General features: G+C 68.4%; 22 protein-coding genes and 2 tRNA genes. 22 read left to right on the top strand and 2 right to left on the bottom strand.

The features are described 5' to 3' along the window. Positions 1–410: 410 nt before the first annotated feature. The 17 genes from dnaA to ABI214_RS13900 all read left to right on the top strand — a co-directional run bounded on the left by dnaA (position 411) and on the right by ABI214_RS13900 (position 20,747). Positions 411–2,003, top strand: a complete 1,593-nt coding sequence (gene dnaA, locus ABI214_RS13980) for a chromosomal replication initiator protein DnaA (RefSeq protein ID WP_348603138.1) — start codon at positions 411–413, stop codon at positions 2,001–2,003. 694 nt (positions 2,004–2,697) lie between these two features. Next, positions 2,698–3,882 (top strand): DNA polymerase III subunit beta, encoded by a 1,185-nt coding sequence (dnaN, locus tag ABI214_RS13975; RefSeq protein ID WP_348603137.1) that lies wholly within the window; start codon positions 2,698–2,700, stop codon positions 3,880–3,882. Positions 3,883–3,964: 82 nt separating this feature from the next. Then, positions 3,965–4,888, top strand: coding sequence for a phosphogluconate dehydrogenase (NAD(+)-dependent, decarboxylating) (gene gnd / locus ABI214_RS13970; RefSeq protein ID WP_348603136.1), 924 nt, complete (start codon positions 3,965–3,967; stop codon positions 4,886–4,888). Further along, complete coding sequence (gene recF / locus ABI214_RS13965) at positions 4,888–6,114, top strand: DNA replication/repair protein RecF (protein WP_348603135.1); 1,227 nt, start codon at positions 4,888–4,890, stop codon at positions 6,112–6,114. The genes gnd and recF overlap by 1 nt, the downstream gene beginning before the upstream one ends. Next, the gene (locus ABI214_RS13960) at positions 6,111–6,656 is read left to right on the top strand and encodes a DUF721 family protein (RefSeq protein ID WP_348603134.1); all 546 of its coding nucleotides are present in this window, start codon (positions 6,111–6,113) and stop codon (positions 6,654–6,656) included. Before recF ends, ABI214_RS13960 begins: the two co-directional genes overlap by 4 nt. Before the next feature lie 114 nt (positions 6,657–6,770). Further along, positions 6,771–7,694, top strand: coding sequence for a metal-dependent hydrolase (locus ABI214_RS13955; RefSeq protein WP_348603133.1), 924 nt, complete (start codon positions 6,771–6,773; stop codon positions 7,692–7,694). Further along, positions 7,691–8,812, top strand: a complete 1,122-nt coding sequence (locus ABI214_RS13950; RefSeq protein ID WP_348603132.1) for a PDR/VanB family oxidoreductase — start codon at positions 7,691–7,693, stop codon at positions 8,810–8,812. Before ABI214_RS13955 ends, ABI214_RS13950 begins: the two co-directional genes overlap by 4 nt. Positions 8,813–8,836: 24 nt before the next feature. After that, the gene (locus ABI214_RS13945) at positions 8,837–9,760 is read left to right on the top strand and encodes an alpha/beta fold hydrolase (protein ID WP_348603131.1); all 924 of its coding nucleotides are present in this window, start codon (positions 8,837–8,839) and stop codon (positions 9,758–9,760) included. Between the two features lie 231 nt (positions 9,761–9,991). Then, complete coding sequence (gyrB, locus tag ABI214_RS13940; protein WP_348603130.1) at positions 9,992–12,028, top strand: DNA topoisomerase (ATP-hydrolyzing) subunit B; 2,037 nt, start codon at positions 9,992–9,994, stop codon at positions 12,026–12,028. Between the two features lie 188 nt (positions 12,029–12,216). After that, the gene (locus ABI214_RS13935; RefSeq protein ID WP_348603129.1) at positions 12,217–14,943 is read left to right on the top strand and encodes a sensor histidine kinase; all 2,727 of its coding nucleotides are present in this window, start codon (positions 12,217–12,219) and stop codon (positions 14,941–14,943) included. Between the two features lie 17 nt (positions 14,944–14,960). Next, positions 14,961–15,380 (top strand): roadblock/LC7 domain-containing protein, encoded by a 420-nt coding sequence (locus ABI214_RS13930; protein ID WP_348611617.1) that lies wholly within the window; start codon positions 14,961–14,963, stop codon positions 15,378–15,380. A gap of 8 nt (positions 15,381–15,388) precedes the next feature. Further along, on the top strand, positions 15,389–15,763 hold the full coding sequence (locus ABI214_RS13925) for a DUF742 domain-containing protein (RefSeq protein ID WP_348611614.1): 375 nt from the start codon (positions 15,389–15,391) through the stop codon (positions 15,761–15,763). Between the two features lie 16 nt (positions 15,764–15,779). Beyond that, positions 15,780–16,331 carry a GTP-binding protein gene (locus ABI214_RS13920; protein ID WP_348611611.1) on the top strand — a complete coding sequence of 184 codons (552 nt, stop codon included), beginning with the start codon at positions 15,780–15,782 and terminating at the stop codon, positions 16,329–16,331. A 208-nt stretch (positions 16,332–16,539) separates the two neighbouring features. After that, entirely contained in the window at positions 16,540–19,053 is a 2,514-nt protein-coding gene (gyrA, locus tag ABI214_RS13915) for a DNA gyrase subunit A (protein ID WP_348603128.1), read from the top strand. After that, entirely contained in the window at positions 19,054–20,364 is a 1,311-nt protein-coding gene (locus ABI214_RS13910) for a DUF3566 domain-containing protein (RefSeq protein ID WP_348603127.1), read from the top strand. It abuts the gene before it with no gap. A 75-nt stretch (positions 20,365–20,439) separates the two neighbouring features. After that, a tRNA-Ile gene (locus ABI214_RS13905) sits at positions 20,440–20,513 on the top strand. 161 nt (positions 20,514–20,674) lie between these two features. Continuing rightward, a tRNA-Ala gene (locus tag ABI214_RS13900) sits at positions 20,675–20,747 on the top strand. A gap of 132 nt (positions 20,748–20,879) precedes the next feature. Here the strand turns inward: ABI214_RS13900 and ABI214_RS13895 are convergent. Then, entirely contained in the window at positions 20,880–21,254 is a 375-nt protein-coding gene (locus tag ABI214_RS13895) for a nuclear transport factor 2 family protein (RefSeq protein WP_348603126.1), read from the bottom strand. Between the two features lie 353 nt (positions 21,255–21,607). Between ABI214_RS13895 and ABI214_RS13890 the strand changes: the two genes are divergently transcribed. The 4 genes from ABI214_RS13890 (at position 21,608) to ABI214_RS13875 (ending at position 26,105) form a co-directional block, all read left to right on the top strand. Continuing rightward, a complete protein-coding gene (locus ABI214_RS13890) occupies positions 21,608–22,162 on the top strand; it encodes a hypothetical protein (protein WP_348603125.1) in 555 nt (184 codons plus the stop codon). Positions 22,163–22,449: 287 nt separating this feature from the next. Continuing rightward, complete coding sequence (locus ABI214_RS13885) at positions 22,450–22,980, top strand: hypothetical protein (protein ID WP_348603124.1); 531 nt, start codon at positions 22,450–22,452, stop codon at positions 22,978–22,980. A 604-nt stretch (positions 22,981–23,584) separates the two neighbouring features. Beyond that, positions 23,585–24,820: a TetR/AcrR family transcriptional regulator gene (locus ABI214_RS13880; protein ID WP_348603123.1), complete on the top strand. Its 1,236-nt coding sequence runs from the start codon at positions 23,585–23,587 to the stop codon at positions 24,818–24,820. Between the two features lie 28 nt (positions 24,821–24,848). After that, positions 24,849–26,105, top strand: coding sequence for a lipase family protein (locus tag ABI214_RS13875; RefSeq protein WP_348603122.1), 1,257 nt, complete (start codon positions 24,849–24,851; stop codon positions 26,103–26,105). A gap of 3 nt (positions 26,106–26,108) precedes the next feature. Here ABI214_RS13875 and ABI214_RS13870 read toward each other — a convergent pair whose 3' ends face one another. Further along, positions 26,109–26,291 carry a hypothetical protein gene (locus ABI214_RS13870; RefSeq protein WP_280761671.1) on the bottom strand — a complete coding sequence of 61 codons (183 nt, stop codon included), beginning with the start codon at positions 26,289–26,291 and terminating at the stop codon, positions 26,109–26,111. A 58-nt stretch (positions 26,292–26,349) separates the two neighbouring features. On the opposite strand from ABI214_RS13870, the gene ABI214_RS13865 reads away from it, so the two are divergent. Continuing rightward, positions 26,350–26,871, top strand: a complete 522-nt coding sequence (locus ABI214_RS13865) for a peptidylprolyl isomerase (RefSeq protein ID WP_348603121.1) — start codon at positions 26,350–26,352, stop codon at positions 26,869–26,871. Position 26,872 lies beyond the last annotated feature (1 nt).

The raw sequence follows: 26,872 nt of genomic DNA, 5'->3' as shown, positions 1-26,872 counted from the left end.
AACAAACCTTCCGGTTGTTACCGTCCGTGCATGGCACAGCCGAAGCCCCGTACGCTCGAGCCGCAACGCGGTGGCGTGACGCGCGGCAGCGTTCTCCGAGCGAGGCTCGAGAACCGGGACTGTAAGACAACTAACACCCACGCCCGCGGCCCGAGTTGGCGCAGGTAGCGGCTGGCCAAGCATCGGCCACCGCATATCACCAGGTGAGAGGATCGAGGATCCCCCTCACGCGGAGATTCCGAGCCGGCGAGCCCCAGCACTCGAGCGTTGTCCACATCTGTGGATAATTGTGTGGAAACACAGCTCGGGTGGCATATTCGTTGCCCGGTAAGGGGTCCAGCCTCACCGGAGGAGCTCGACAGACACACACCACGGCGGCGGGTCGGCACAGGCCCGGGGAGGACACAACAGTGAACGACGATCCGAACGCCTTGGCGAATGTCTGGCGCGACGTCGTTGCAGAGCTGACCTCCGCATCCGACGGCGCGGCCCTGACCAAGGCACAGAAGGCATGGCTCGCGCTGGTCAGGCCGCTGACCTATGCACAGGGCTTCGCGCTGCTGTCGGTGCCGTCGCCGCTGGCGCAGGAAGCGATCGAACGCGACCTGCGGGAACCGATCCTGCGGGCCCTCAATCTCCATCTCGGGCAGAAGGTCGAGGGCATCGGCGTCCGCATCGCCGCACCGGAGGACGTCGACGAGCCGGACGAGCCCGCCGAACCCGTCTTCCAGGACACCGCCTACGCGGACAGCGCGTTCGGCGACAGCGCGTACGGCGACAGCGCGTACGGCGACAGCGCGGCCACGGTGCGCCGGCGGCACCTGGCGATGGGCACCACGGACGCCGCGGCGCCGGAACTGGCCGAGCACGAGGAGGTCGACGACGACCGGGAGGCGCTGGCCAGCGTCCACGAGTCGTGGCCGTCGTACTTCACCAAGCCGCCCGCTGGTCCCACGACCGGATCGTCGGGCAGCAACAGCCTGAACGCGAAGTACACGTTCGACACGTTCGTCATCGGTGCGTCCAACCGGTTCGCGCACGCGGCGGCGGTCGCGATCGCCGAGGCGCCCGCCCGGGCCTACAACCCGCTGTTCATCTGGGGGGCCTCGGGGCTCGGCAAGACGCATCTGCTGCACGCCGCCGGCCATTACGCGCAGCGCCTGTTCCCCGGGATGCGGGTGAAGTACGTCTCCACCGAGGAGTTCACGAACGACTTCATCAACAGTCTTCGTGACGACCGCAAGGTCGCCTTCAAGCGCCGCTACCGCGAGACAGACATCCTGCTCGTCGACGACATCCAGTTCATCGAGGGCAAGGAAGGCATCCAGGAAGAGTTCTTCCACACCTTCAACACCCTGCACAACGCGAACAAGCAGATCGTGGTGTCGTCGGACCGCCCGCCCAAGCAGCTGGCCACACTCGAGGATCGGCTGCGGACCCGATTCGAGTGGGGACTGATCACCGACGTCCAGCCGCCCGAACTCGAGACGCGCATCGCGATCCTGTCGAAGAAGGCGCGGATGGACCGCATGAATGTCCCGTACGACGTCCTCGAGTTGATCGCCAGCCGCATCGAACGCAACATCCGCGAACTCGAGGGGGCCCTGATCCGGGTGACGGCGTTCGCGTCACTCAACCGCCAGGCCCTCGACCTCAAGCTCGCCGAGGTGGTGATGCGGGACCTGATGCCCGATTCGGCGGCACTCGAGATCAACGCGTCGACGATCATGGCGGTCACCGCCGAGTACTTCAACACGTCGATCGACGACCTGTGCGGCCCCGGCAAGGCCCGCCCGCTCGCGCAGGCCCGGCAGATCGCCATGTACCTGTGCCGCGAACTCACCGACCTCTCGCTGCCCAAGATCGGACAGACGTTCGGTCGGGACCACACCACGGTCATGTACGCGGACAAGAAGATTCGCAAGGAAATGACCGAGCGTCGCAAGGTGTACGACCAGGTCCAGGAGCTCACGGCGCGCATCAAGCAGCGCTCGAAGAGCTGACGCCGGCCCACGCCTCGAGACGCGAGCGCTCGAGCTGGAGCCTCGAGCTGGAGCCTCGAGGTGAAGCCCTCGAGCTGGGTCCTCGAGGTGGAGCGCTCGAGCGGGGCGCCTCGAGCTAGACCCTCGAGGCGCCCGCCGGCGCCCCCGATCACTGACATCCGCACGGAACTTTCCGTGCGGATGTCATGTTTCACGGTGACTCGAGACACGATCCAAAAGTACTCACACCTGTGGATAGGTGTGTGTATACCGCCGTGCGGCTAGTGTGTAATCGTTGTGGACAACCGGTGGACAAACGGTGCAGAACCGGTGGACAGCTGGGGACTGTCTCGAGGTATCCACAGATTGGTCCGGTTTGTCCTCGAGTGCGTCCTCGAGAAGTCCCCATGCCTCGAGTAGGTGGGACCTGCGGCTTCGGGCGTCCATCCACAGATTCCACAGTGCCTATTACTGTGATTGAAGTCTTCTCGAGAGAAGTTCTTTGAAAACAGGCGCTGTGAACAACCGGCAGGGAGCCGCCTGTTCACAGCCCGCCTCGAGGTGTCTCGAGGCGCCGGCGTCCGCTTTCCAACACGGCCGGTGAACGCATACGGTGTCCCCTGGCCGCTGTGTCAGACTGCTAGCGCAGCCTTTGCAGACTTCGTTCGCAGCTGCTGCCGATACGACCGTGCCTACCGAGAGGAACACCCGAGCGATGGAGCTTGGAAGCATGAAGTTTCGCGTTGCTCGGGAGGACTTCGCCGACTCCGTGGCCTGGGTCGCGCGCAGCCTGCCGTCCCGGCCGCCCGTGCCGGTTCTCGGCGGTGTGCTGCTCGGTGCCGACGAGCAGGGCCTGACCGTTTCCGGCTTCGACTACGAGGTTTCCGCGCAGGTCCGCGTCTCCGCGGAGGTCACCACCACCGGTCAGGTGCTCGTCTCGGGCAAGCTGCTCGCCGACATCACCCGCGCGTTGCCCAACAAGCCCGTCGACGTGACCGTCGACGGCACCCGTGTCCTGATCACGTGCGGTACTGCCAAGTTCTCGCTGCCGACCATGCCGGTCGAGGACTACCCGCAGCTGCCCGCGCTGCCGCAGCAGACGGGCTCGTTGCCCGTGGACCTGTTCTCCGAGGCCGTCAGCCAGGTCGCCGTCGCGGCCGGCAAGGACGACACCCTCCCCATGCTCACCGGCATCCGTGTCGAGATCGAGGGCACCAACGTCGTGCTCGCGGCCACCGACCGGTTCCGGCTCGCGGTCCGTCAGCTCGAGTGGATGCCGACCGCCGGCGACACCTCTGCGGCCGTGCTGGTGCCGGCCAAGACGCTGTCCGAGTCCGCGAAAACGCTGGGTGGCAACACGCTTTCCCCCGTCGGGCTCGCGCTGGGCGCCGGGTCGTCGGTGGGCACCGAGGGCATGCTCGGCATCGTCGCCGACGGCCGACGCACCACGACGCGTCTGCTCGACGCCGAGTTCCCCAAGTTCCGTCAGCTGCTGCCGGCCGAGCACACCGCGATGGCGACCGTCGAGGTGGCGCCGCTGGTCGAGGCGATCAAGCGCGTGGCCCTGGTCGCCGAGCGCGGCGCCCAGGTGCGACTCGAGTTCAACGGTGACGGGCTGCTGCTGTCGGCCGGTGGCGACGACGCCGGCCGCGCCGAGGAGTCCCTCGAGGCCGTTTTCCAGGGCGAGCCGCTGATCATCGCGTTCAATCCCGGCTACCTCATCGACGGTCTGTCGTCGCTGCACTCGGACCGGGTGCTGTTCGGCTTCACCACGCCGAGCCGTCCCGCCGTGCTGCGTCCGGCCGGCGAGGAGGAGCCCGAGCGCGGCGAGTCGGGCACGTTCCCGGCGCCCGAGAGCGAGTACACCTACCTGCTGATGCCGGTCCGCCTCCCGGGCTGATCCGCGCGTCGGGCGACCGGCGCCGCCCCGAGGTCACTTCGGAGCCCCGCTCGAATCACCACTAGTGGAGGGACATCTCACGATGCAGCTCGGACTGGTCGGACTCGGCAGGATGGGTTTCAACATGCGCGTCCGGTTGCGGGCGCGGGGGCACGACGTCGTCGGCTACGACCCGCGCGCGGAGGTCACCGACGTCGCCTCGCTCGCCGAGCTGGCGTCGTCGCTGGCGGCGCCGCGGATCGTGTGGGTGATGGTGCCGGCCGGGGAGATCACCCGGAGCACGATCGCTGAACTGGCGGCGGTGCTCGAGCCGGGCGACCTCGTGATCGACGGCGGCAACTCCCGCTACACCGACGATCGGCCGCACGCGGACCAGCTCGCCGCCGAGGGCATCGGATTTCTGGATTGCGGTGTCTCCGGTGGTATCTGGGGTCTCGACGAGGGATACGGGCTGATGGTCGGCGGCGCGGACGCCGACGTCGAGCGGGCGATGCCGATCTTCGACGCGTTGCGCCCGGAAGGCGAACGCGCCGGTGGCTTCGTGCACGCCGGCCCGGTCGGGGCCGGGCACTACGCCAAGATGATCCACAACGGGGTCGAGTACGGGCTGATGCAGTCGTACGCCGAGGGGTACGAGCTGCTCGAGGCCGAGGACCTCATCACCGACGTGCCCGGCGTGCTCGAGGCGTGGACACACGGCACCGTCGTCCGGTCGTGGCTGCTCGAGCTGCTGGTGAAGGCGCTCGCCGAGGATCCCGGGTTCGCCGAGATCGCCGGGTACACAGAGGATTCCGGTGAGGGACGCTGGACGGTGCAGGAAGCACTGGACCATGCCGTGCCGGCACCGGTCATCTCCGCGGCGCTCTTCGCCCGGTTCGCGTCGCGGCAGCCCGACTCGCCGGCGATGAAGGCGGTGTCGGCGCTGCGGAACCAGTTCGGCAAGCACGCCGTCCGGCGAGTCGGAGGATCGGGTGCCACCGACCAGGGAACGGCGACCGAAGGCTAGTGTTCGTCCGCAAGTTCTCCCTCCGTGACTTCCGGTCGTGGGACGCCGTCACGGTCGACCTCACGCCCGGCGCCACCGTCTTCGTCGGACGCAACGGACACGGCAAGACCAATCTGCTCGAGGCGCTGGGCTACCTGTCGACGCTGTCGTCGCACCGGGTGTCGAGCGACGCGCCGCTGATCCGGGCGGGCGCGGCGCAGGCGTACGCGGGTGCGCTGGTGGTCAACCACGGCCGCGAACTGGGCATCGACATCGAGATCAACGACGGGAAGGCCAACCGCGCCCGGATCAACCAGTCGCCGGCGCGGCGGCCGCGGGAGATCGTCGGCATCCTGCAGACGGTGCTGTTCGCCCCCGAGGACCTGTCGCTGGTGCGCGGCGACCCGGGGGACCGGCGCCGGTTCCTCGACGAGCTGCTCACCTCCCGGATCCCCCGGATGGCCGCGGTGCGCGCGGACTACGACAAGGTGCTGCGGCAGCGGTCGGCGCTGCTCAAGACCGCGAGCGGCGCGTTGCGGCGCGGCGCACGGTCGTCGGACGGTGCGAGTGCCCTTGCAACACTTGATGTCTGGGACGGGCATCTGGCGGCCCACGGCGCCCAGTTGCTGGAGGCGCGGCTGCGGCTGGTCCACGACCTGGCGCCGCACCTGGTGACGTCGTACCGGTCGCTGGCGCCGGAGTCGCGTCCGGCGTCGGTGCGTTACAAGAGCAGCCTCGGCGCCTCGCTTCCGCCCGAATTGCTCGATCCCTCGAGGACACCCGAGCGGGACGACGTCGAACTGCTGGAGGCGAGCTTCCTGCACGAGTTGTCGGTGATGCGGCAGCGGGAGATCGAGCGCGGGGTGTGCCTCGTCGGCCCGCACCGCGACGACCTCGAGTTGTTCCTCGGCGACCAGCCCGCGAAAGGTTTTGCCAGCCATGGTGAATCGTGGTCGTATGCGTTGTCGATGCGGCTCGGCGCCTTCTTCCTGCTGCGTGCGGACGGCAGCGACCCGGTGCTGATGCTCGACGACGTCTTCGCCGAGCTGGACCGCAAGCGCCGGACCGCGCTCGCGGGCGTCGCCGCCGCGGCCGAACAGGTCCTCATCACCGCGGCCGTGCCGGAGGACGTGCCCGACGAGCTGTCCGCCACCCGCTTCGGGGTGGCGGCCCACGACACCGACCATGGGCGGATCTCGCAGATCACCCCCGTCGTCGGGACCATCACGACAGGAGGGGACCGGTGACCGGCCACGAACCGGAGCAACCCGAACTGAAGGGCATCGACCTGGCCCGACGTGCGCTCGAGGAGGCGCGGGCGGCGGCCAAGGCGAACGGCAAGTCCGTCGGGCAGGGACGCAAGTCGCCGCGCGGCGGCGGCGTCCGTGCGCTGCGGTCGCGTCGCCGTTCGTGGTCGGGGGCGGGCCCGGACGACCGCGATCCGCAGCCGTTCGGCGCGCTCGTGAGCGCGGTGTCGAAGCAGCGCGGTTGGTCGTCGCAGGTGTCGGAGGGCACCGTGCTGGGCCGGTGGGCCGACGTGGTCGGGCCGGACATCGCGTCGCACGCGGAGCCGACGGGTCTGCGGGACGGCGTGCTGAGCGTGTCGGCGGAGTCGACGGCGTGGGCGACGCAGCTGCGGATGATGCAGGCGCAGATCCTCGCCAAGATCGCGGCGGCGGTGGGGCACGGGGTGGTGAAGTCGCTGCGGATCACCGGTCCCACCGCGCCGAGCTGGCGAAAGGGCGAACGGCACATTCCCGGCCGGGGTCCGCGGGACACGTACGGCTGACCCTGGATTTACCTATAACCGACTGTTACAGTTACGGCTACTTCGTCGAGTGAACTGGGTCACGATGCTGCCGCGGGACGGCGGATCGACCTGCGCGAGTAGCTGGGAGCAGTCATGGCGGTCACCTCCGTAGTGCACACACCCGCGACCGGGCCGGACCAGCTCGAGCCCGATCACATCCTGTTGCAGGCCCGGAACGTCGAGTTCGACTGGTCGGACCTCCCGATGCACTGGATGCCGGGCGATCCGTTCACGACGCACGTCTTCAACGTCCTGCACCTGCTGCTGCCGGCCGGCGAGGAGTGGTTCGTCGCCACCTACAAGGAGGCGCTCCCGCTCATCGACGACGAGAAGCTGCGCGAGGACGTCGTCGGTTTCATCGGCCAGGAGGCCATGCACGCGGGCGCCCACACCGGCGTCCTCGAGCACCTGAAGGCCAACGGGCTCGATCCGACGCCGTACACCGACCAGATGCACTGGGCGTTCCAGAAGCTGCTCGGCCCCAAGCCGCTCGTCGGTCGGCGCGCGCAGAACCACCTGATCGAGCGGCTCGCGATCATCGCGGCCGTCGAGCACATCACCGCCTTCCTCGGCGACTGGGTGCTCAACGCCGACGGCCTCGACCGCGCCGGGATCCACCCGACCATGCTGGACCTGTTGCGCTGGCACGGCGCCGAGGAAGTGGAGCACCGCAGCGTCGCGTACGACGTGATGCGCTACTTCGACAAGCGCGAGTCGCGGCGGATCCGCACGCAGTTGATCGTGACGCCGATGATCGTGTGGCTGTGGGTGCGCGGGACCCGCTTCCTGATGCGCAACGACCCCGAACTGCAGAACTGGGCGCCGAGCCGGCGCCGCCCGCGCTACTCCGACTTCCGTGCCTCCGGCCGTCGTGGAACCCTGCCCACCACAATCGAATTGGGCCGGCGCATGTCGGCGTACTTCCGTCGCGACTACCACCCCGGCAAGGAGGGTTCGACGGCGCAGGCCGTCGCGTATCTGGCGGCGTCCCCGGCGGCACGGGCGGCCGCGCGGTGAGGTTTCCCCGGGTGCGCGACCTCCTGACCCGCCCGGACGCGCTGACGCGACCGGCGCCACCGGCCGACCTGCAGGGCCGCGATCACCCCGACCGGGCGATGGCGATCGTCGAGGCCGTCGCCGACAAGTACCTGCGGGTGCTCGCGGCGTACGACTATGACCCCGCCGTCGCCGGGCACAACCCGGACGCCGCGATGACGCTGATCGTCACCGGGCGCACGATCGTCGCCGCCGACGAGAACGTCGCGGCGGTGACGTTCGCGGCCGTCGACGGCGGCGACCTGCCCGCCTGGCAGCCCGGATGCCACCTCGACTTCCACCTCCCGTCCGGCCGCCGGCGCCAGTACTCGCTGTGCGGCGACCCGGCCGACCGGCGGCACTACCGGATCGCCGTGCGGTCCATCCCCGACGGCGGGGGCGGGTCGATCGAGATGCACGGGCTGACGCCCGGCACCACCGTCACCGTGCGCGGGCCCCGCAACGGCTTCCCGTTCGTCCCCGAGGGTCGCGCGCTGTTCGTCGCCGGCGGCATCGGCATCACGCCGATCATCGCGATGGTGCGGGCCGCTCGCCGGACCGGAATGGATTGGCATTTCGTCTATTCCGGGCGCTCCCGCGAGTCCATGCCGTTCCTCGACGAGATCGCGACGTGGGAAGCGGATCGGGTGTTCGTGCGCCCCGACGACGAGTTCGGCCTGCCCACCGCCGACGACCTGCTGGGCCGGGCCCCGGCCGGGGGCGCGGTGTACTGCTGCGGACCCACACCGATGCTCGACGCGATCCGCGGCGGCTTCGCCGACTCGGGCGCCGCGGCGATGCACTTCGAGCGGTTCGGGCCGCCGCCGGTGCTGGGCGGTGCGCCGTTCGAGGTGCAGTTGGTGAGCACCGGCGAGGTGCTCGAGGTGCCCGCCGACGAGTCCGCGCTCGCGGTGATCAAGGCGCGGCAGCCCGGCGTCGGCTACTCGTGCCAGCAGGGTTTCTGCGGCACCTGCAAGGTGCGGGTGCTGTCGGGCACGCCGGACCACCGCGAGAACCGGCTCACCCCGCAGGAACGGGAGGACCACATGCTGATCTGTGTCTCCCGCGCCGACGGCGGCCGTCTGATCCTCGACCTCTGAATCGTCCGACCGGGAGGAAATTTCATGAGTGCGCTTGTGGCGCAACCGCGTTTCGTGTCCAACGGCGACATCCGGCTCGCGGTGTACGAGCAGGGCAACCCCACCGGCGAGACGCTGGTGCTGGTGCACGGCTGGCCCGACACCCACGACCTGTGGCGGCACGTGATCCCGCACCTGGCGGACCGGTTCCGGATCGTCAGCTACGACACCCGCGGCGCCGGCGCCAGCAGCGCACCCGGCGCGGTGTCGGCGTACGCGCTGCCGCTCCTGGCGCGGGACCTGTTCGCGGTGATCGACGCCGTCAGCCCCGACGCCCCGGTACACGTGCTCGCCCACGACTGGGGCGCGGTGGAGACCTGGGAGGCGGTGTGCGAGCCGGGGGCCGAGCAGCGGATCGCGTCGTACACGTCGATCTCGGGGCCGAACCTCGACCACCTGGGCACGTGGATGCGGCGTCGGCTCGCGCAGCGGCGACCCGCGGGTCCGCTGGCGCAGGCCGCGGCGTCGGCGTACACGGTGCTGTTCCAGATCCCCGTCGTCGGCACACTGCCGTTTCGGCTGGGCCTGTGGCGGATCTGGCCGACGTTCCTGAAGTACTTCGACGGCCTGGACCCGACGCTCGTGCGCCCCGCGCCGACGCTGGCGACAGACATGGTGACCGGCCTCAAGCGGTATCGGGCCAACATCCGGCCGCGGCTGCGTCACCCGCGGGAACGCCGGACCGACGTGCCCGTCCAGTTGGTCCTCAACGGCCGTGACAAGGCGGTTCGGCCCGTCGGGTACGAGGACACCGAACGGTGGGTTTCGGACCTGCGGCGACGGGAACTGCCCGCAGGTCACTGGTCACCGATCTCACACGGTGCGGACGTGGCCCGACTCACCGCGGCGTTCGTGGATGATCTTGCCGCCGGAGGCGCGACGGACAGCGATGTGGCCGGTTCTGCCTAAGGTTTCACCCGCCGGAGGCTGAGAAATCGCGTCTGCGGGGCAATCAGGGGTGTGTTAGGCGCCCTGCATGTCGGTACCTACACGTAAGATGGTCGAGTAACTAGCGGCGAATCTCGACACACCGCTCGCGGTGCCTCGTTGTGCGTGGCGGCCAGCTGATGTGGCCACCCTCTTTCGAAGCGCAGTGTAAGGCCGTGTCGGCACACTTCGGAGAAGGAGAGCTACCCACCCGTGGCTGCCCAGAAGTCAGACAAGAGCAACACCTACGGCGCTTCCTCCATCACCGTCCTCGAAGGGCTGGAGGCCGTCCGCAAGCGACCCGGCATGTACATCGGTTCCACCGGTGAACGCGGCCTGCACCACCTGATCTGGGAGGTCGTCGACAACTCGGTCGACGAGGCGATGGCCGGCTACGCGAGCAGGGTCGACGTCACGATGCTGGAGGACGGCGGCATCCAGGTCGTCGACGACGGCCGCGGTATCCCCGTCGCGATGCACGCCTCCGGTGCCCCCACCGTCGAGGTCGTCATGACCCAGCTGCACGCGGGCGGCAAGTTCGACTCCGACGCCTACGCGGTGTCCGGCGGCCTGCACGGCGTCGGCATCTCGGTCGTCAACGCGCTGTCGACCAAGGTCGAGGTCGACATCAACGTCGACGGCTACAACTGGTCCCAGACGTACGACCACGCCAAGCCCGGCCAGCTCGAGCAGGGCGAGCCGACGTCGGCGACCGGCACCACCGTCCGATTCTGGGCGGACCCGGAGATCTTCGAGACCACCACCTACAACTTCGAGACGGTCGCGCGTCGTCTGCAGGAGATGGCGTTCCTGAACAAGGGCCTGACCATCACCCTCACCGACGAGCGCGTCGCCGAGGACGAGGTCACCGACGACGTCGTCAGCGCCACCGCGGAGGCCCCCAAGACGGCCACCGAGACGGAGGAGGAGGCGGCCGCGCCGAAGGCGCCCAAGGTCAAGTCCCGCGTCTACCACTACCCGGGCGGCCTCGAGGACTACGTGCGGTTCATCAACCGCACCAAGCAGCCGATCCACAACTCGGTCGTCGGCTTCACCGCCAAGGGCACCGGCCACGAGCTCGAGATCGCGATGCAGTGGAACTCCGGCTACTCGGAGTCGGTGCACACGTTCGCGAACACCATCAACACCCACGAGGGCGGCACCCACGAGGAGGGCTTCCGCGCGGCGCTCACCTCGGTGGTGAAGAAGTACGCGAAGGACAAGAAGCTCGTCAAGGACAAGGATCCGGAGCTCACCGGCGACGACATCCGCGAGGGTCTCGCGGCGATCATCTCGGTCAAGGTCGCCGAGCCGCAGTTCGAGGGCCAGACCAAGACCAAGCTCGGCAACACCGAGGTCAAGTCGTTCGTGCAGAAGGCATGCAACGAGAACATCGCACACTGGTTCGAGGCGAACCCCGCGGATGCCAAGACCATCGTGACCAAGGCGGTGTCGTCGGCGCAGGCGCGTACCGCCGCCCGCAAGGCCCGCGAGCTCGTCCGCCGCAAGAGCGCGACCGACATCGGCGGCCTGCCCGGCAAGCTCGCCGACTGCCGCTCGAACGATCCGAGCAAGTGCGAGATCTACATCGTGGAGGGCGACTCCGCAGGCGGCTCGGCCAAGTCCGGCCGCGACTCGATGTACCAGGCGATCCTGCCGCTGCGCGGCAAGATCATCAACGTCGAGAAGGCCCGCATCGACCGCGTCCTCAAGAACGCCGAGGTCCAGTCGATCATCACCGCGTTCGGCACCGGCATCCACGACGAGTTCGACATCAGCAAGCTGCGCTATCACAAGATCGTGCTGATGGCCGACGCCGACGTCGACGGTCAGCACATCGCGACGCTGCTGCTGACGCTGCTGTTCCGATTCATGCGTCCGCTCGTCGAGCAGGGCCACGTGTATCTGGCGCAGCCGCCGCTGTACAAGCTCAAGTGGCAGAAGGGTGCCGCGCCGGAGTTCGCGTACTCCGACCGCGAGCGCGACGGCCTGCTCGAGGCCGGCCTGTCCTCGGGCAAGAAGATCAACAAGGACGACGGCATCCAGCGCTACAAGGGTCTGGGCGAGATGAACGCCAAGGAACTGTGGGAGACCACGATGGACCCGAGCGTCCGCGTCCTGCGCCAGGTCACCCTGGACGACGCCGCGGCCGCCGACGAGCTGTTCAGCGTCCTCATGGGCGAGGACGTCGAGGCACGTCGCAGCTTCATCACCCGCAACGCCAAGGACGTCCGCTTCCTCGACGTCTGAGTGAGCTGATGCGCCGAGCCGGGCAAATGTGATTCCAATCACTTCTTTGCTCGGCTCGGCGCCTCTAGACTCCGGGGCGGCCTTGGAGTCTGCCTCAACTCCCTCCGGCCAAACTTGTTATGGGGTCCGGGGGAGGGCACGAGTGTGACAACTTGCGCCGGGCCTGGGGTGGAAAGCGAGCTTGGACGATGAAGACCCAAACGGCGCCTGGCAGCAGGCTCAGGCGGCTGTGGAACCTCGAGGGCTGGGGCCTGCGTTGGAAGGTCACTGCGGTGGTCGCGCTCCCCATCACCGTCGCGACGGTGCTGGGCGGTCTGCAGGTGCAGGACCAACTCAGTCGCGCGATCGATTACGGTGCGGCCGCGGACCGGGTCGGCGGTGTTCCGGACATCGTCACGCTCGCCACCGACTACGGTCTACTCTCCGCCGGCTACGCGGTCAATACGTTCAAGCCGTCCGACATCACGGACTTCAATGAATCGGTCGTCGCGGCTCGAGCCGCCGCCGACAATCCGGCGTTGCCCACCGACCTGGCCGACACGGTGCGGTCCTCGCTGGCCACGATCGAGAGCCTCGTGGCCGACATCAAGTCCGGCACCGTGGCCCGCCCGGACCTGCCCGCCGAGACCGCGAAGGTCGTCGCCGACCTGATGCACGTCGTCGACGAGATCGTCGGCCCCATCGATGACCCCGCCGTCATCGTCGCCTACCGCCAGCTCCTGGACCTGGGGTCCGCGCAGAAGAGCCTCGCCGACCAGGTCGCGGGCATGATGAAGCACATCATGGACCCGACGGTGCCGCCGTACGACATGATCGCGGCGTCGGGCGCCGAGCTCGCGACGGTCGACTCCATGATGCGCGCGTACCCCGAACAGGCGCCTGTACTGGAGCAGATTCGGGAATCAGCACAGGCGCGGTACAAGCTGGTCACCACCGCCAAGCTCGGTCAGATGCCGCACGTCGAGCTGCGTGAGCTGATGATGGCCAGCGTCGCCAACTACACCACGCTCGTCGGGCAGACATCCACCGCCATCGCCGACACGGTGGTCGCCCGCGCCGACGAGACGAAGACGTCCGCGATACAGGCCGCCGCGGTGGTGCTCGTGACGCTGCTCGCGACGGTCTTGCTGGGTGTGCTGGTCGCGCGGTCACTGATCCGCCCGATTCGTCGGCTCCGGCGCGGAACGCTCGAGGTTGCCAACGCCGATCTTCCCGACGCGATCGAACGGATCAAGGTCGGCGACAGTGACGCGGTCACCGAGTTCGACCCGATCCCCGTGTACACCACAGAGGAGATCGGCCAGCTCGCGCGGGCCGTCGACGACATGCACGGCCAGGCGCTCCGGCTCGCCGGTGAGCAGGCACACCTCCGACTCCAGATCGGCGACATGTTCGAGACCCTCGCCCGGCGCAGCAAGTCGCTGGTCGACCAGCAGCTGGGTCTGATCGAGAGCCTCGAGTTCGAGGAGAAGGACCCCAAGCGGCTCGAGAGTCTGTTCCGGCTCGACCACCTCGCGGCCCGCATGCGCCGCAACGGCGACAACCTGCTGATCCTCTCCGGCAACCGCGTCCGCCGCGCACAGTCCGAGCCGGTCCAGCTCGGTGACCTCGTGCGCGCCGCGATGTCCGAGGTCGAGGACTACCAGCGCGTGCAGGTCGGGTCCACCCCGCAGGGCGCGTTGAGCGGTGCCGCCGCGGCCGACGTCGTGCATGTGATCGCCGAACTCCTCGACAATGCGCTGCGCGCCTCGCCGCCGGGCAGCGTGGTGCGGATCACGTTCGCCCGCTCGGTCGACGGCGGCGTGCTGATCGAGATCGCCGACAGTGGAATCGGTATGCCCACCGAACGCTTCGACGAGGTCAACGAGCGTCTCGCGTCGGGTGGCATGGTCGGTCCGGAGACGGCCCGGCACATGGGCCTGTTCGTCGTCGGTCGTCTCGCCGCCCGCCACGGACTCACGGTCCGCCTGCGGCCGACGCACGAGGGACCGTCCGACCAGGGCGTCACCGCGAGCGCGCACCTGCCCGCCACCCTGCTGGTCTCGCCGGTGGAGATGCCGTCGACCGGTCCCTTTCCGCGCATCGACACCGCGGGGCTGCCGCAGGTGAGCATCGTCCCGTCCGGGGCGATGCCGAAACTGGTCATCGATCCCGTCCGGCAGGAGCCCACGCCCGCGGTGAATCCGGCCGCCGTCCTGCCGCAGCGGACTCCGGGCGCGATGGCCCTTCCGCAGCGGACGCCCGGTGCGACGGGCCTGTCGCAGCGGACTCCGGGCGCCGGCGGTCCCGCACCGGTTCCGGCGGATCCGGTCCCGGCGCAACACGAGTCCGTGCAGCAGTACGCGGCTCCGCCACCCGCGCCCGTAGCCGAGCCGACACCGCCGCCGGTGCCCGAACCGGTCGCGCCGGTGCCCGCCGGCGGCGACTCGGCAGTGCCCGCGCACGCCGAGGCGGTCGACGACTCGCCGCGGGTGCGGCGTCACCGCTACCTGGGCAACGCCGCCAAGACCGCATCTTTCTTCCAGGCTCGACCGAATCCAACTGCGTCCCAGGATGTTACGTCCACCGGGACGCCGATCTTCTCCGGCATGGTCACGGACTGGCTCACAGACCCGACCGAATCCGGGAACATCGGAAAGTTCGAATGGACGTCCGCGGCCGACGAGGGATGGACCGCGGCCCATCGGGCCGGCGAGGCGTCCGTGGAGTCCCGGACAGAATCCGGCTTGCCGCAGCGCAGCCCGGGGCACCGGCTGGTGCCGGGCGCAGTCGACGTCGGTGACCAGGGCGCGGCCCGTCGACGGCTGCGCGACCCGGAGGCTGTCCGGGAGAAACTGAGCCGCCACCAAAAGGGAACTCGTGACGGCCGCGCAGCGAGCTCGGCCGACCGCGCCAGCATCGGAGGAGACAGATGAGCATCGATCAGGGATTCATGTCGAACGGGGAGTCGGGATCCGGTGGCGCCCGCTCGCTCGACTGGCTGGTCTCGAACTTCGCCAAGGAGATCCCGGGCGTCTCGCACGCCGTGCTGGTGTCCGCGGACGGCCTTCTCATGGCGAACAGTGCGCACCTCCCGATCGATCGTGCGGAGCAGCTCGCGGCGGTCACCTCCGGACTCGCCAGCCTGTCGGTCGGAGTGTCGAACCTCTTCGACGGGGGCGGCGTCCTCCAGTCGGTCGTCGAGATGCAGCGCGGCTATCTGTTGCTGATGAGCGTCGGTGACGGATCGCACCTGGCTGCGCTGACCTCCTCGTCGTGCGACATCGGGCAGGTCGGCTATGAGATGGCGCTGTTGGTCGAGCGGGTCGGCAGTTCCGTGGAGGCCACGCCGCGGTCGATGCTCGGAACCTGACCGTGGACATGAACAACGAGTACGACGAGGCGAGCGTGCGCGGACCGAATCTGGTGCGCCCGTACTCGCTCACCTCGGGCCGGACGAAGCCGGCGGTGGAACTGGCGCTGGAGGCCCTGATCCAGGCACTGCCGCTGAGGGACTATCAACTCCCGGACCTGGGGGACATCGAGGCGACGATCATCGCGCTGTGCGCGCAGTCGCCCTCGCTCGCCGAGATAGCCGCCCGAGTGGGCGTGCCGATCGGTGTGGCGCGGGTGCTCGTCGCTGATCTTGTCGAGTCCGGTCACCTGCGGATTCTGGCAACCCTCCAAGACGACGCCAGCGACACGGAACGTCGCGAACTTATCGAAAGGGTCCTCGGTGGACTACGCAACATCTAGCGAGCAGCGCGCCCGGGTGACCTCGACCAAGATCGTCATCGCGGGTGGCTTCGGCGTCGGCAAGACCACGCTGGTGGGCGCGGTGTCGGAGATCGTCCCACTGCGGACCGAGGCGATGGTCACCAACGCCTCCGACGGTGTGGACAATCTCACCGCCATCCCGCAGAAATCGACCACGACGGTCGCGATGGACTTCGGCCGCATCAGCCTCGCGCCGGACCTCGTCCTGTACCTGTTCGGAACGCCGGGCCAGCAGCGGTTCTGGTTCATGTGGGACGACCTCGTCCGCGGCGCGATCGGGGCGATCGTGTTGATCGACACCCGCAGGCTGGAGGAATCGTTCGCGGCCGTCGACTACTTCGAGGCCCGTAACCTGCCGTTCGTGGTCGCGGTCAACGAGTTCGACGATGCTCCGCAGTATCCGCTCGAGGAGATCCGGCAGGCGCTCGCGGTATCGGCGAACGTGCCGATCGTGTCCATCGACGCCCGCGATCGGGAGTCGGCGAAGGGCGCGTTGGTCACGATCACCGAGTACGCGCTCACCCGTCTCGGCTCGACGGTCGGGTAGTACCCGGCCGTTCACCACCTCCACCGGGGCACCCGACTCGACGTGGAAGGCCGGGCAATCCGCGAGTGCTGCCGGGTCTGGCTGACCTGCACCTATAGACTTGACGGGTTGCGTGTGCGTGGCGCCGGAGCCTTCGAACTTCGACGGTCCGCACGCCCGGGGTCCGCAGGCTCTACCAGGACCGTTTTGCTGAGAAGAAGAGGAGCCGATGACTGACACCACGTTGCCGCCGGAGGAACCGGGGCACGACCGCATCGAGCCGGTGGACATCCAGCAGGAGATGCAGTCGAGCTACATCGACTATGCGATGAGCGTGATCGTGGGCCGCGCGCTGCCCGACGTGCGCGACGGCCTCAAGCCCGTGCACCGCCGTGTGCTGTACGCGATGTACGACAACGGCTACCGTCCGGACCGCGGCTACGTGAAGTCCGCCCGCCCGGTCGCCGACACGATGGGTAACTACCACCCGCACGGCGACAGCTCCATCTACGACACCCTCGTGCGCATGGCGCAGCCGTGGTCGCTGCGCTACCCGCTCGTCGACGGCCAGGGCAACTTCGGTTCACGCGGCAACGACGGCGCGGCCGCGATGCGTTACACCGAGTGCCGGATGACGCCGCTCGCGATGGAGATGGTTCGCGAGATCGACCACGACACAGTCGATTTCGTTCCCAACTACGACGGCAAGACGCAGGAGCCGACGGTTCTGCCGAGCCGGATCCCGAACCTGCTCGTCAACGGTTCCGGCGGTATCGCCGTCGGTATGGCCACCAACATCCCGCCGCACAACCTGCGCGAGGTCGCCGAGGCGATCTACTGGGCGCTCGACAACCACGAGGCCGACGAGGAAGCCACCCTCGAGGCCGTCATGGAGCGGGTCAAGGGACCGGACTTCCCGACCTCCGGCCTGATCGTCGGCGGCCAGGGCATCCAGGACGCCTACCGCACCGGCCGCGGCTCGATCCGCATGCGCGGTGTCGTCGAGATCGAGGAATCCGATCGCGGTGCCACCCAGATCGTCATCACCGAGCTGCCGTACCAGGTCAACCCGGACAACCTGATCACCTCGATCGCCGAGCAGGTCCGCGACGGCAAGATCGCCGGCATCTCCAAGATCGAGGACCAGTCGTCCGACCGCGTGGGCATGCGCATCGTCGTCGTCATCAAGCGTGACGCCGTCGCCAAGGTGGTGCTCAACAACCTCTACAAGCACTCGCAGCTGCAGACCAGCTTCGGCGCGAACATGCTATCCATCGTCGACGGCGTCCCGCGGACGCTGCGCCTGGACCAGATGATCCGCTACTACGTGGCCCACCAGCTCGAGGTCATCGTCCGGCGCACCCGGTACCTGTTGCGCAAGGCCGAGGAACGGGCCCACATCCTGCGCGGTCTGGTCAAGGCGCTCGACGCCCTCGACGAGGTCATCGCGCTCATCCGGTCGTCGCAGACCGTCGACGTCGCGCGCACCGGCCTGATGCAGCTGCTCGAGGTCGACGAGGTCCAGGCCGACGCGATCCTCGCGATGCAGCTGCGTCGCCTGGCCGCCCTCGAACGCCAGAAGATCATCGACGAGTTGGCCGAGATCGAGCTCGAGATCGCGGACCTCAAGGACATCCTCGAGAAGCCCGAGCGTCAGCGCCAGATCGTCAAGGACGAGCTCGCCGAGATCGTCGACAAGTACGGCGACGACCGTCGCACCCGGATCATCGCGGCCGACGGCGACGTCACCGACGAGGATCTCATCGCCCGCGAGGACGTGGTCGTCACGATCACCGAGACCGGCTACGCCAAGCGGACCAAGACCGACCTGTACCGCTCGCAGAAGCGTGGCGGCAAGGGCGTCAAGGGTGCGGAGCTCAAGCAGGAAGACATCGTCAAGAACTTCTTCGTCTGCTCCACGCACGACTGGCTGCTGTTCTTCACCACCAAGGGCCGGGTGTACCGGGCCAAGGCGTACGAGCTGCCCGAGGCCAACCGCGCCGCGCGCGGCCAGCACGTGGCGAACCTGCTGGCCTTCCAGCCGGACGAGAAGATCCAGGGCATCATTCACATCAAGTCGTACGAGGACGCGCCGTACCTGGTGCTCGCGACCCGCAACGGCCTGGTGAAGAAGTCCAAGCTGGCCGACTTCGACTCGAATCGGTCGGGCGGCATCGTCGCGATCAACCTGCGCGACGAGGACGAACTGGTCGGCGCGGTGCTGTGCTCGGCCGAGGACGACCTGCTGCTCGTCTCGGCCAAGGGACAGTCGATCCGCTTCGCCGCGACCGACGAGGCGCTGCGCCCGATGGGCCGCGCGACGTCCGGTGTGCAGGGCATGCGGTTCAACCAGGACGACGAACTGCTGTCGCTCAACGTGGTTCGTGACGAGACGTACCTCCTGGTGGCGACGTCGGGCGGCTACGCCAAGCGGACCCCGATCGAGGACTACGTTGCGCAGGGTCGCGGTGGAAAGGGTGTTCTCACCATCCAGTACGACCCGAAGCGTGGCACCCTGGTCGGTGCGGTGATCGTCGACGACGACGACGAGCTGTACGCGATCACCTCGGGTGGCGGTGTCATTCGCACCGCGGCCAAGCAGGTGCGCAAGGCCGGCCGGCAGACGAAGGGCGTGCGGTTGATGAACCTCGGGGAGGGTGACACCCTGCTCGCGATCGCGCGTAACGCCGACGAGCCCGAGGAAGGTGCTGCGGGTTCGTCCGATGGAGCGAAGGAGTCCTAGTTGAGCACTCCCCGAAAGCCCGGCGAGCAGGGCAACGGCGCCGAGGGCGACAAGCCCGAGCAGGAGGTCGCCAAGCCGTCCACTGCCGCTGAGGCCGTGGAAGCTCCGGCGCCCACGGTGGCCAAGGAGTCACCGGACGCCGCCAAGCCGGCCGACGCCCCCAAGGCTGCGGCGGCCCCCAAGGCTGCCGAGGCCCCGGAGTCCAAGGACGCCAAGGCATCCCAGCAGCCCTCGGGGCCGGCGGACCGCAAGCCGGCGGCCGCCTCGACCGACGCCGCCAAGGGCGCGGATCCGCAGAAGCCCGCGGGAGACAAGCCTGCGGCGCCGAAGCCACCGGCGCAGAAGCCGGGGGCGCCGACGCCGCCGTGGCAGCGGGGACAGCAGCAGGGCGCGCCGAAGACCGACGCGAGCCGGCCGGGCGCGCCCGTGGCGGGACCGGCAGGGGGCGGCAAGCCGCCCGCCGCGTCCGGTCAGCCCGGCAACACCGTCGGTCGGCCGGGCAACAACGGCGCCGGCAAGCCGCCGACGTCGGCCCGGCCGGTCGTCACCGGCACCGCCGCCCCGAAGCCACCGGCCCCGCCGACGCAGCAGCCGGGCGCGCCGGCCCAGCATGCCCAGCCGAGCAAGCCGGTGGTGACCGGTACGGCCGCGCCCAAGCCGGTCGTGACGGGCACGGCGGCCCCGCAGCCGCCCACCCCGAACCCGGCGCCCGCCGGGCCGGCGGGAGGCGGGGCCGATCGGCGGGCGGCGTCCAAGGCGGCCGCCCAGTCGAAGGCCGCGGTCATCGACGGACCCACCCGCAGCATCGCTCGTACCGATCTGGCGAAGGACATGCCGGACCTCTCGGAGGTCAGGCACCCGTCGCCGGCACCCAGCGCGGGAGCGTCGGCACCCACCGGTGCCTTGCGCAAGGCGGCCACGGCGGCCCTCACGGCGTCCGCGCCGGCCGACGGAGAGGGCTTGCGGGCCACGGTTCAGCTGCGCCGCGTCGACCCGTGGTCGACGCTCAAGGTGTCGCTGGTGATTTCGATCGCCCTGTTCTTCGTGTGGATGGTGGCCGTCGGCCTGCTGTACGTCGTGCTCGACGGTATGGGCGTGTGGGACCGGCTCAACAACGCCTTCACCGAGATCATCAGCGATTCGAACAGCGGCGGGCTCGTGACGTCCGGCCAGGTGTTCGGCTACTCGGCCCTCATCGGGCTGATGAATGTGGTGCTGTTCACAGCCCTCGCGACGATCGGTTCGTTCATCTACAACCTGTGTTCCGACCTTGTCGGCGGTGTGCAGGTTACGTTGGCCGACCCGGACTGACCAGGTAAAACAGTGCCCTGCCGGAGCCGTTTTGGTATCTGCGGGTTCGGTGGGGTACTGTTCTGCCTGGTTCAAGGGCCTATAGCTCAGGCGGTTAGAGCGCTTCGCTGATAACGAAGAGGTCGGAGGTTCAAGTCCTCCTAGGCCCACTCCACGTGCCGACGAAGGGGTAGCCATCATGAAGGTCATCCTGATCGCGGGAGCCGGATTGCTGGTTGCACTCGGACTCGCCAAGTTGCTCTCCAAGCGACGCGGAACCGATGTCTGGCACGAGGTCACAAGCCGCTGAATCCTCGGAGTCAGTGCAGACGGGGCCTTAGCTCAGTTGGTAGAGCGCTGCCTTTGCAAGGCAGATGTCAGGAGTTCGAATCTCCTAGGCTCCACACCTGAAAGACGCCATCCCGATCGGGACGGCGTCTTTTTCTTTTGTCCGACACCAGCCTTCGATCCCGGCCGTCCGGAGCCTGCTGCGCGCGGGACGCAGATCTGCGCGCAGCAGGGTGTCCGAGGTCGGCTCAGCCCGTGATCATGTCCTCAGGGCCCCACACGGCGCGCATGCTGACGATCTTGCCGGCGTCGTCGAACTCCATGATGTCGATCGGGGCGATCTCGACAGTCTGATCGCCCATCTTGGTGACCAGACGGAAGTGGAAGGCCGCCGTGTTCGCGGCGATGCGCAGCGTCACCAGCTCGGCCTCCTGCTCGAGCGGTTCGATGATCGCGTAGAACTCCCGGATCGACTCCGGGGTCGTGCGAACCGGGCTGCCCACCGGATCCTCCACCGTGGCGCCCTCGGCGTACAGCGCCAGGACGTCGTCGGCGGTGCCGGACGCGACCGCCTTGATGTAGTTCTCGACAGTGCTGCGGATGCTTTCGGGTGATGCGGCCATGCTGCTCCTCCTGGCTAGAACTTGTTTCAGTCGCGAGGGTAACCCAGTAGCACCGTCGCAGGGTCCGATACCCCTGGTGCCTGCACCTTTTCGGGAACGCTCGAGACTTCCACTGGAAAACGGACATTCGACCTACTCGTTCGGATACGATCACCGCGATCGCCGTCCCGTGCCCCGGCACAGGGCGGAATGTCGGGGGAGGCGGAACGGCTCTGCACTCGGAGCCGTGCGCGGGTTCAGTGGTTGCCGGAAACGGTCGGACCACGTCCCACAGCTGTCGGGGCTGTCTCAGCGCATGCCGCCGGATGCTGCATGCGCTCGATCTGTGGTGACGATCGAGGCTGAGGTGGTAGGTGGCACGCTTCGGGTGGGCCGTGGAGGTCGGCTCGCAGCTGAAGAAGCGAGCGGTGGCGGTCGGCGTCGCAGTGCTCGCGATCTTCGGCATGGTCCAGACGGTCGGCACCAGTGCGGCGTTCGCCGATACGGCAGTGGCTCGGAGCAGCTTCTCGAGTGGCGCGTCCCATCCGACGCCATTGGTACAGAACATCAGCTGCTCCACCCGTGACGTCTGGGGTGGGGCGAGGACGGTTGCCGACATCTCCTGGGGTTCGCCGCCGACGTCACAACTCCGCCCAGGGCAGTCGTACGGCTACCGCATCAAGGTTGTGCAGGACGCCGGTGACAGCAACGTGACGGCCGATACGACGACCAACGGAACCAGACACACCCTGACGCCACCGCCCGAGACACCCGCCGGGCGACCGGTGGTGCTACCTAACGGCGGTACGGCGGAACTGGTGGACGTCGTCGATCGAAAGGTATTGATTCGCAGAGGGAGCGAAGAAGTGTGTCGGGTGAGCGTCGATGATTCCACGAGCTCTCGCTCGCCGACGACACTCTCCGGCTGACGACCGGAGCGACGGAGTGAGCGGTCGACGTCGAGACCTGTGCGATAGCGCAGATCCGCGAGACCGAGCCGGTATTTCCGCCGATCAGCACGCATTTAGCTCATTCGGTGCGGGAATGTGAGAACCGGGATCGGTGCCGGATCTCGTTGGCTAGGGTGGGGCCAGCCCGTTTCCCCGACACCTCGGGAGCTGCCATGAAGCTCGGGAAGATTGTTGCCACAGCTGCATTCGTCGCGACGGCCCTAGCAGTTGGGACGGGAACAGCTTCGGCGGAACCGGCTGCGATCGTGGCTCCAGCGGCCACTGCGCACGGTTCCGACCAGGGCGTCGGATACTCGACGGCGGCGGACGTGCCCGGCGGCACGGTCACGACCGTGCTCGACGCCGGCACCTTCCGTATCGATGCCGACGGCAGCCAGGTGAGCGTCGTCCGTGACGACGGTGTCGTCGTCGGTGCGATCCCGTTGGCCTACCGACTCGACGGCCGGATGTTCCCGATCGCCGGTAGCGTGGGAGACGCCGGGCGGACATTGACACTGAATCCTCAGCAGAATCCCTTGCCGCTCAATCAGGTTCGCATCGACGATCCCGTCGCGCAGCAGAAGCTGATCGAGGAGGCGCAGAAGAATCAGACCGGCGCGATCATCGGCAACGTCGTCGGATCCTTCGTCGGGCTCGTGGTCGGGTGCATCGTCGGTGTGATCGGCGGCTGTATTCCGGGCGCGATCATCGGCAGCGTCGTGGGTGCCTTGATCGGCATGGACATCCAGGGCGGTCCGCCGATGCGTCAGGCATTCATCGACTTCATAACCCCTTGATACCCAACGTCTTCCGAAGACAGCCCGGCGTCGATGACGCCGGGCGTCAAATTGTACCCTGGTGTATTCCAGCGAAAATGGGTGCACGAACGTCCATTTGACGCTCAAATGGACGTGTGTATGAACTTGCGCGAAGACCTCTCGGGGCGGTCTCTCGCGGCACGACGAGGGCATGGGGGCGGATCGGTGCTGCGGCATGCGATCCGAGGTCGGCGGCTTGTGTCGGCGGGGGCACGGTCATCGAGATCGCCCGTGTTCTGCGCCCGAATGGCCAGTTCCTGTTCTGCGAACACGTACGCTCTGATGACTCGGCGGCGGCGAGGTGGCAGGATCGCCTGGCCGGGCCGTGGTCGGTGTTCGGGCAGGGATGCCGGGGCAACCGCAGCACCCTGTCATCGATCGAGCGGACGTTCGGGGGCGTCCAGGTCGATCGCGGCGAGTGGCAGGGGGCGTCGGTCCTGGTCCGTCCATTGATGATCGGACGGGCCGGGCAAGGAGAAACAGAGGTCGGTCGTGCCGAACGCTCGACCGAGAGTTATGACAGGCGACCTGAGGTCGTGGAATCGGGGGGAACGAAGTGACTCGAAAGGGAAGGGCTGCGGCATTGTCCGCCGGCCGTGGACAGGACAAGCCGGACAAACGTGCCGAAATCCTGGCCGCGACGTCGGATCTGTTCGCGGCCAAGGGATACACGGGTACGTCGATGCGGGACATCGCATCCGATACCGGCATGCTGGCGGGGAGCCTCTACTACCACTTCGATTCGAAGGAGGCTCTCGCCGCGACGATGGTCCGCGCACTGCGTGACGACATCGTCGCCGCGACACAACGACCGGCGGTGCCGTCGGACTCGCCGACCGAGGCCATCCGCCGATTCGCCCTCGACATCGCCGATGCGTCCGCGCGGCATCCCGGTGCACTCCAGGTCTGCCTGGGAGTGCCGGAGACGAAGGACAACGATCTGGCGAAGCTGCTGACCTCCGAGCCGAAATGGTCGGAGAAGAAGTGGACCTCGCTGGTGCGTGACGCCGTGGACGCGGGTCTGGTGCGACCCGAGGTCGACACGCGGATCCTGCGGGAGGTGCTGCGGGTCGCGGAGACGTACAGCGCGACGCTGGCGCCCACCGGGTTCGCGGCCCGCAAGGTCGCCGGTTGCACGGTCGACCTGATGTTCAACGGCCTCGCGACCAAGCCCGCCGACAGCGACCTGTCGGAATCGGACGCTGCCCGCGTCGCGCGTAAGGTGATCGCGTCCTGGGATCGGGAGAACCCGATGGCGCTGTCCGACAAGCAGGATCGGATCCTCGACGCGGCCCGGTTCGTGTTCGCCGAGCGTGGCTTCGACGCCACCACCACCCGCGACATCGCAAACGCCGTCGGCCTGACGCAGGGCAGCCTCTACCACCACTTCGACTCGCGGGAAGCCATCCTCGTCGCCATCCTGCAGAGCTTCTCGTCGCGGATGCGCGCGGCGCACCAGGAGATCGGTGCCGCCGGTGGGACACCGCTCGAGACGGTCGATGCGCTCATCCGGATGCGCAGTGCGGCCGGCAAGCGTTTCGAACCCGAGGTCACGATTCTGAAGTCGTGGGCGATGCTCGTCAACAACGACCACTTCGATTTCCTCATGATCGACGGCCGAAAAGTGCTGCAGGTGTGGGACACCGCCTTCACCGCGGGCGTTCGCGACGGCAGCATCACGATGCCCGGCTCGAGTCGTCTCGTGTTCCAGTGCCTCGGGGAAGTCCTCTGGTGCACGCACGGACTACCGCGGATCTCGGCCGAGCGCCTGACGCGGTACAACGTCGAGACCATCCTGTGGGGTGCCTCGCCCAAGTAACGGAGAACACGCGATCGGGGAGGTCGGCATGATCGGAAGATGGTGTGCCGCAGCGGCGGCGGTGATCGGCATGGCAGTGGCCGGTAGCCCTGCCGCGACCGCGGAGGTGGACTTCTACCAACCGCCGCCGACCCTCCCCGGCGCGGCCGGGGACGTGATCCGGACCGAACCGATGCCGTTGGTGTGGCAGGTCGGCGCCTTCCCCGCGAAGGCGACGCGAATCATGTATCGCAGCAACGACACCCACGGATCCGCGAACGCGGTCACCGGCACCTTCTTCGACCCGGCCGTGCCGTGGAACGGCCCGGGACCACGGCCCCTGGTGAGCCTGGCGCCCGGGACACAGGGGCAGGGCGACCAGTGCGCCCCGTCGAAGACGCTGGGAACGGTGCTCGCGTACACGCCGCCGTCGGACGTGATCGCGTCGTACGAGGTGGTGTTCGTCAACGCGCTGCTGTCACGGGGCATCGCCGTGGTCGTGACCGACTACGAGGGTCTGGGCACGCCCGGCATCCACACCTACGTCAACAGGGCGTCGGAGGCGCACGCGGTGCTCGACGCGGCTCGCGCGGCCGAGCGACTACCCGGCACCGGCATCGCACCGGACGGGCCGGTGGCGCTGTGGGGCTACTCGCAGGGCGGCGGGGCGTCGGCGGCCGCCGCGGAACTGCAGCCCGAGTACGCGCCGGAACTCGACGTGCGGGGCGCGTACGCCGGCGCCCCGCCCGCGGACCTGTCCGCGACGCTCGGACAGATCGACGGCACCATCCTCACCGGCGCGATCGGTTACACCCTCAACGGGATCATGCAGGCGTACCCCGAGGCGCGGCCGATGGTCGAGGAACTGATGAACGACCGCGGCCGCCAGATGCTGGCCGACGTGCAGAACCAGTGCGTCGGCGAAACCCGCATGACCTACGGCTTCCAGCACACGTCGTCGTTCACGAGGACCGGCGAACCGCTGGCAGCGGTGGCGGCCCGGGAGCCGCTCGCGAAAGAGTTGATCGCCGAGCAGCGGATCGGTAACCGCACGCCGACGGCGCCGGTGCTGATCGAGTCCGGCGTCCACGACGACCTGGTGCCGTTCGGGCAGGCGCGTCAGCTCGCCGACGACTGGTGCGCCCAGGGGGCGACGGTCCAGTTCAGCGAGAATCTGCTGCCGCCGATCAGGCCGGGGGCCGGCATCAACCACGCAGCCCCGTATCCGCTGGGATCACCCGAGGCGCTCACCTGGATCACCGACCGGTTCCACGGCGTGCCCGCGCCCGGCAATTGCCGCCCGTGAGTGTTACTGCGGGCGAGGATCGGTCAGCGACGGCGGACGGGGTGCGACGGGCGGCATCTCGGGACGTCGGGTGAGCGCGACGGCGGCGGCACCCACGGCGGCCGCCGCGGCGCCGAGACCGATCAGCACCCGCCGGCGGCCGGACGAGGACGTCGGGACGGAAGCACGCTTGGTCGCACGGGTCATGGCTCCACTCTTGCACAGCTCGTGGGCGGCGCCCGGACCGCAATGGCACCATAGGGGGGTGACTTCACAGACTGCTACCGCAACGCTGCACACCAACCGCGGCGACATCAAGATCGCCCTGTTCGGTAACCATGCGCCGAAGACCGTCGAGAACTTCGTCGGCCTGGCGGACGGTTCCAAGGAGTACTCCACCCAGAACGCGCAGGGCGGCGCCTCCGGCCCGTTCTACGACGGCGCGGTCTTCCACCGCGTCATCGACGGATTCATGATCCAGGGCGGCGACCCGACCGGCACCGGTCGTGGCGGCCCCGGCTACAAGTTCGGCGACGAGTTCCACCCCGAGCTGCAGTTCGACCGCGGCTACCTGCTGGCGATGGCCAACGCCGGCCCGGGCACCAACGGCTCGCAGTTCTTCATCACCGTCGGCCCGACCCCGCACCTGAACCGTCGCCACACCATCTTCGGTGAGGTGCTCGACGAGGAGTCGAAGAAGGTCGTCGACGCCATCGCCACCACGGCGACCGACCGCGGCGACCGCCCAGTCGACGACGTCATCATCAACAGCATCACCATTTCTTAAG

Origin of the sequence: Prescottella soli, assembly GCF_040024445.1 — a bacterium.
GTDB classification, from domain to species: domain Bacteria; phylum Actinomycetota; class Actinomycetes; order Mycobacteriales; family Mycobacteriaceae; genus Prescottella; species Prescottella soli.
This window is presented reverse-complemented; position numbering and strand designations above follow the sequence as displayed.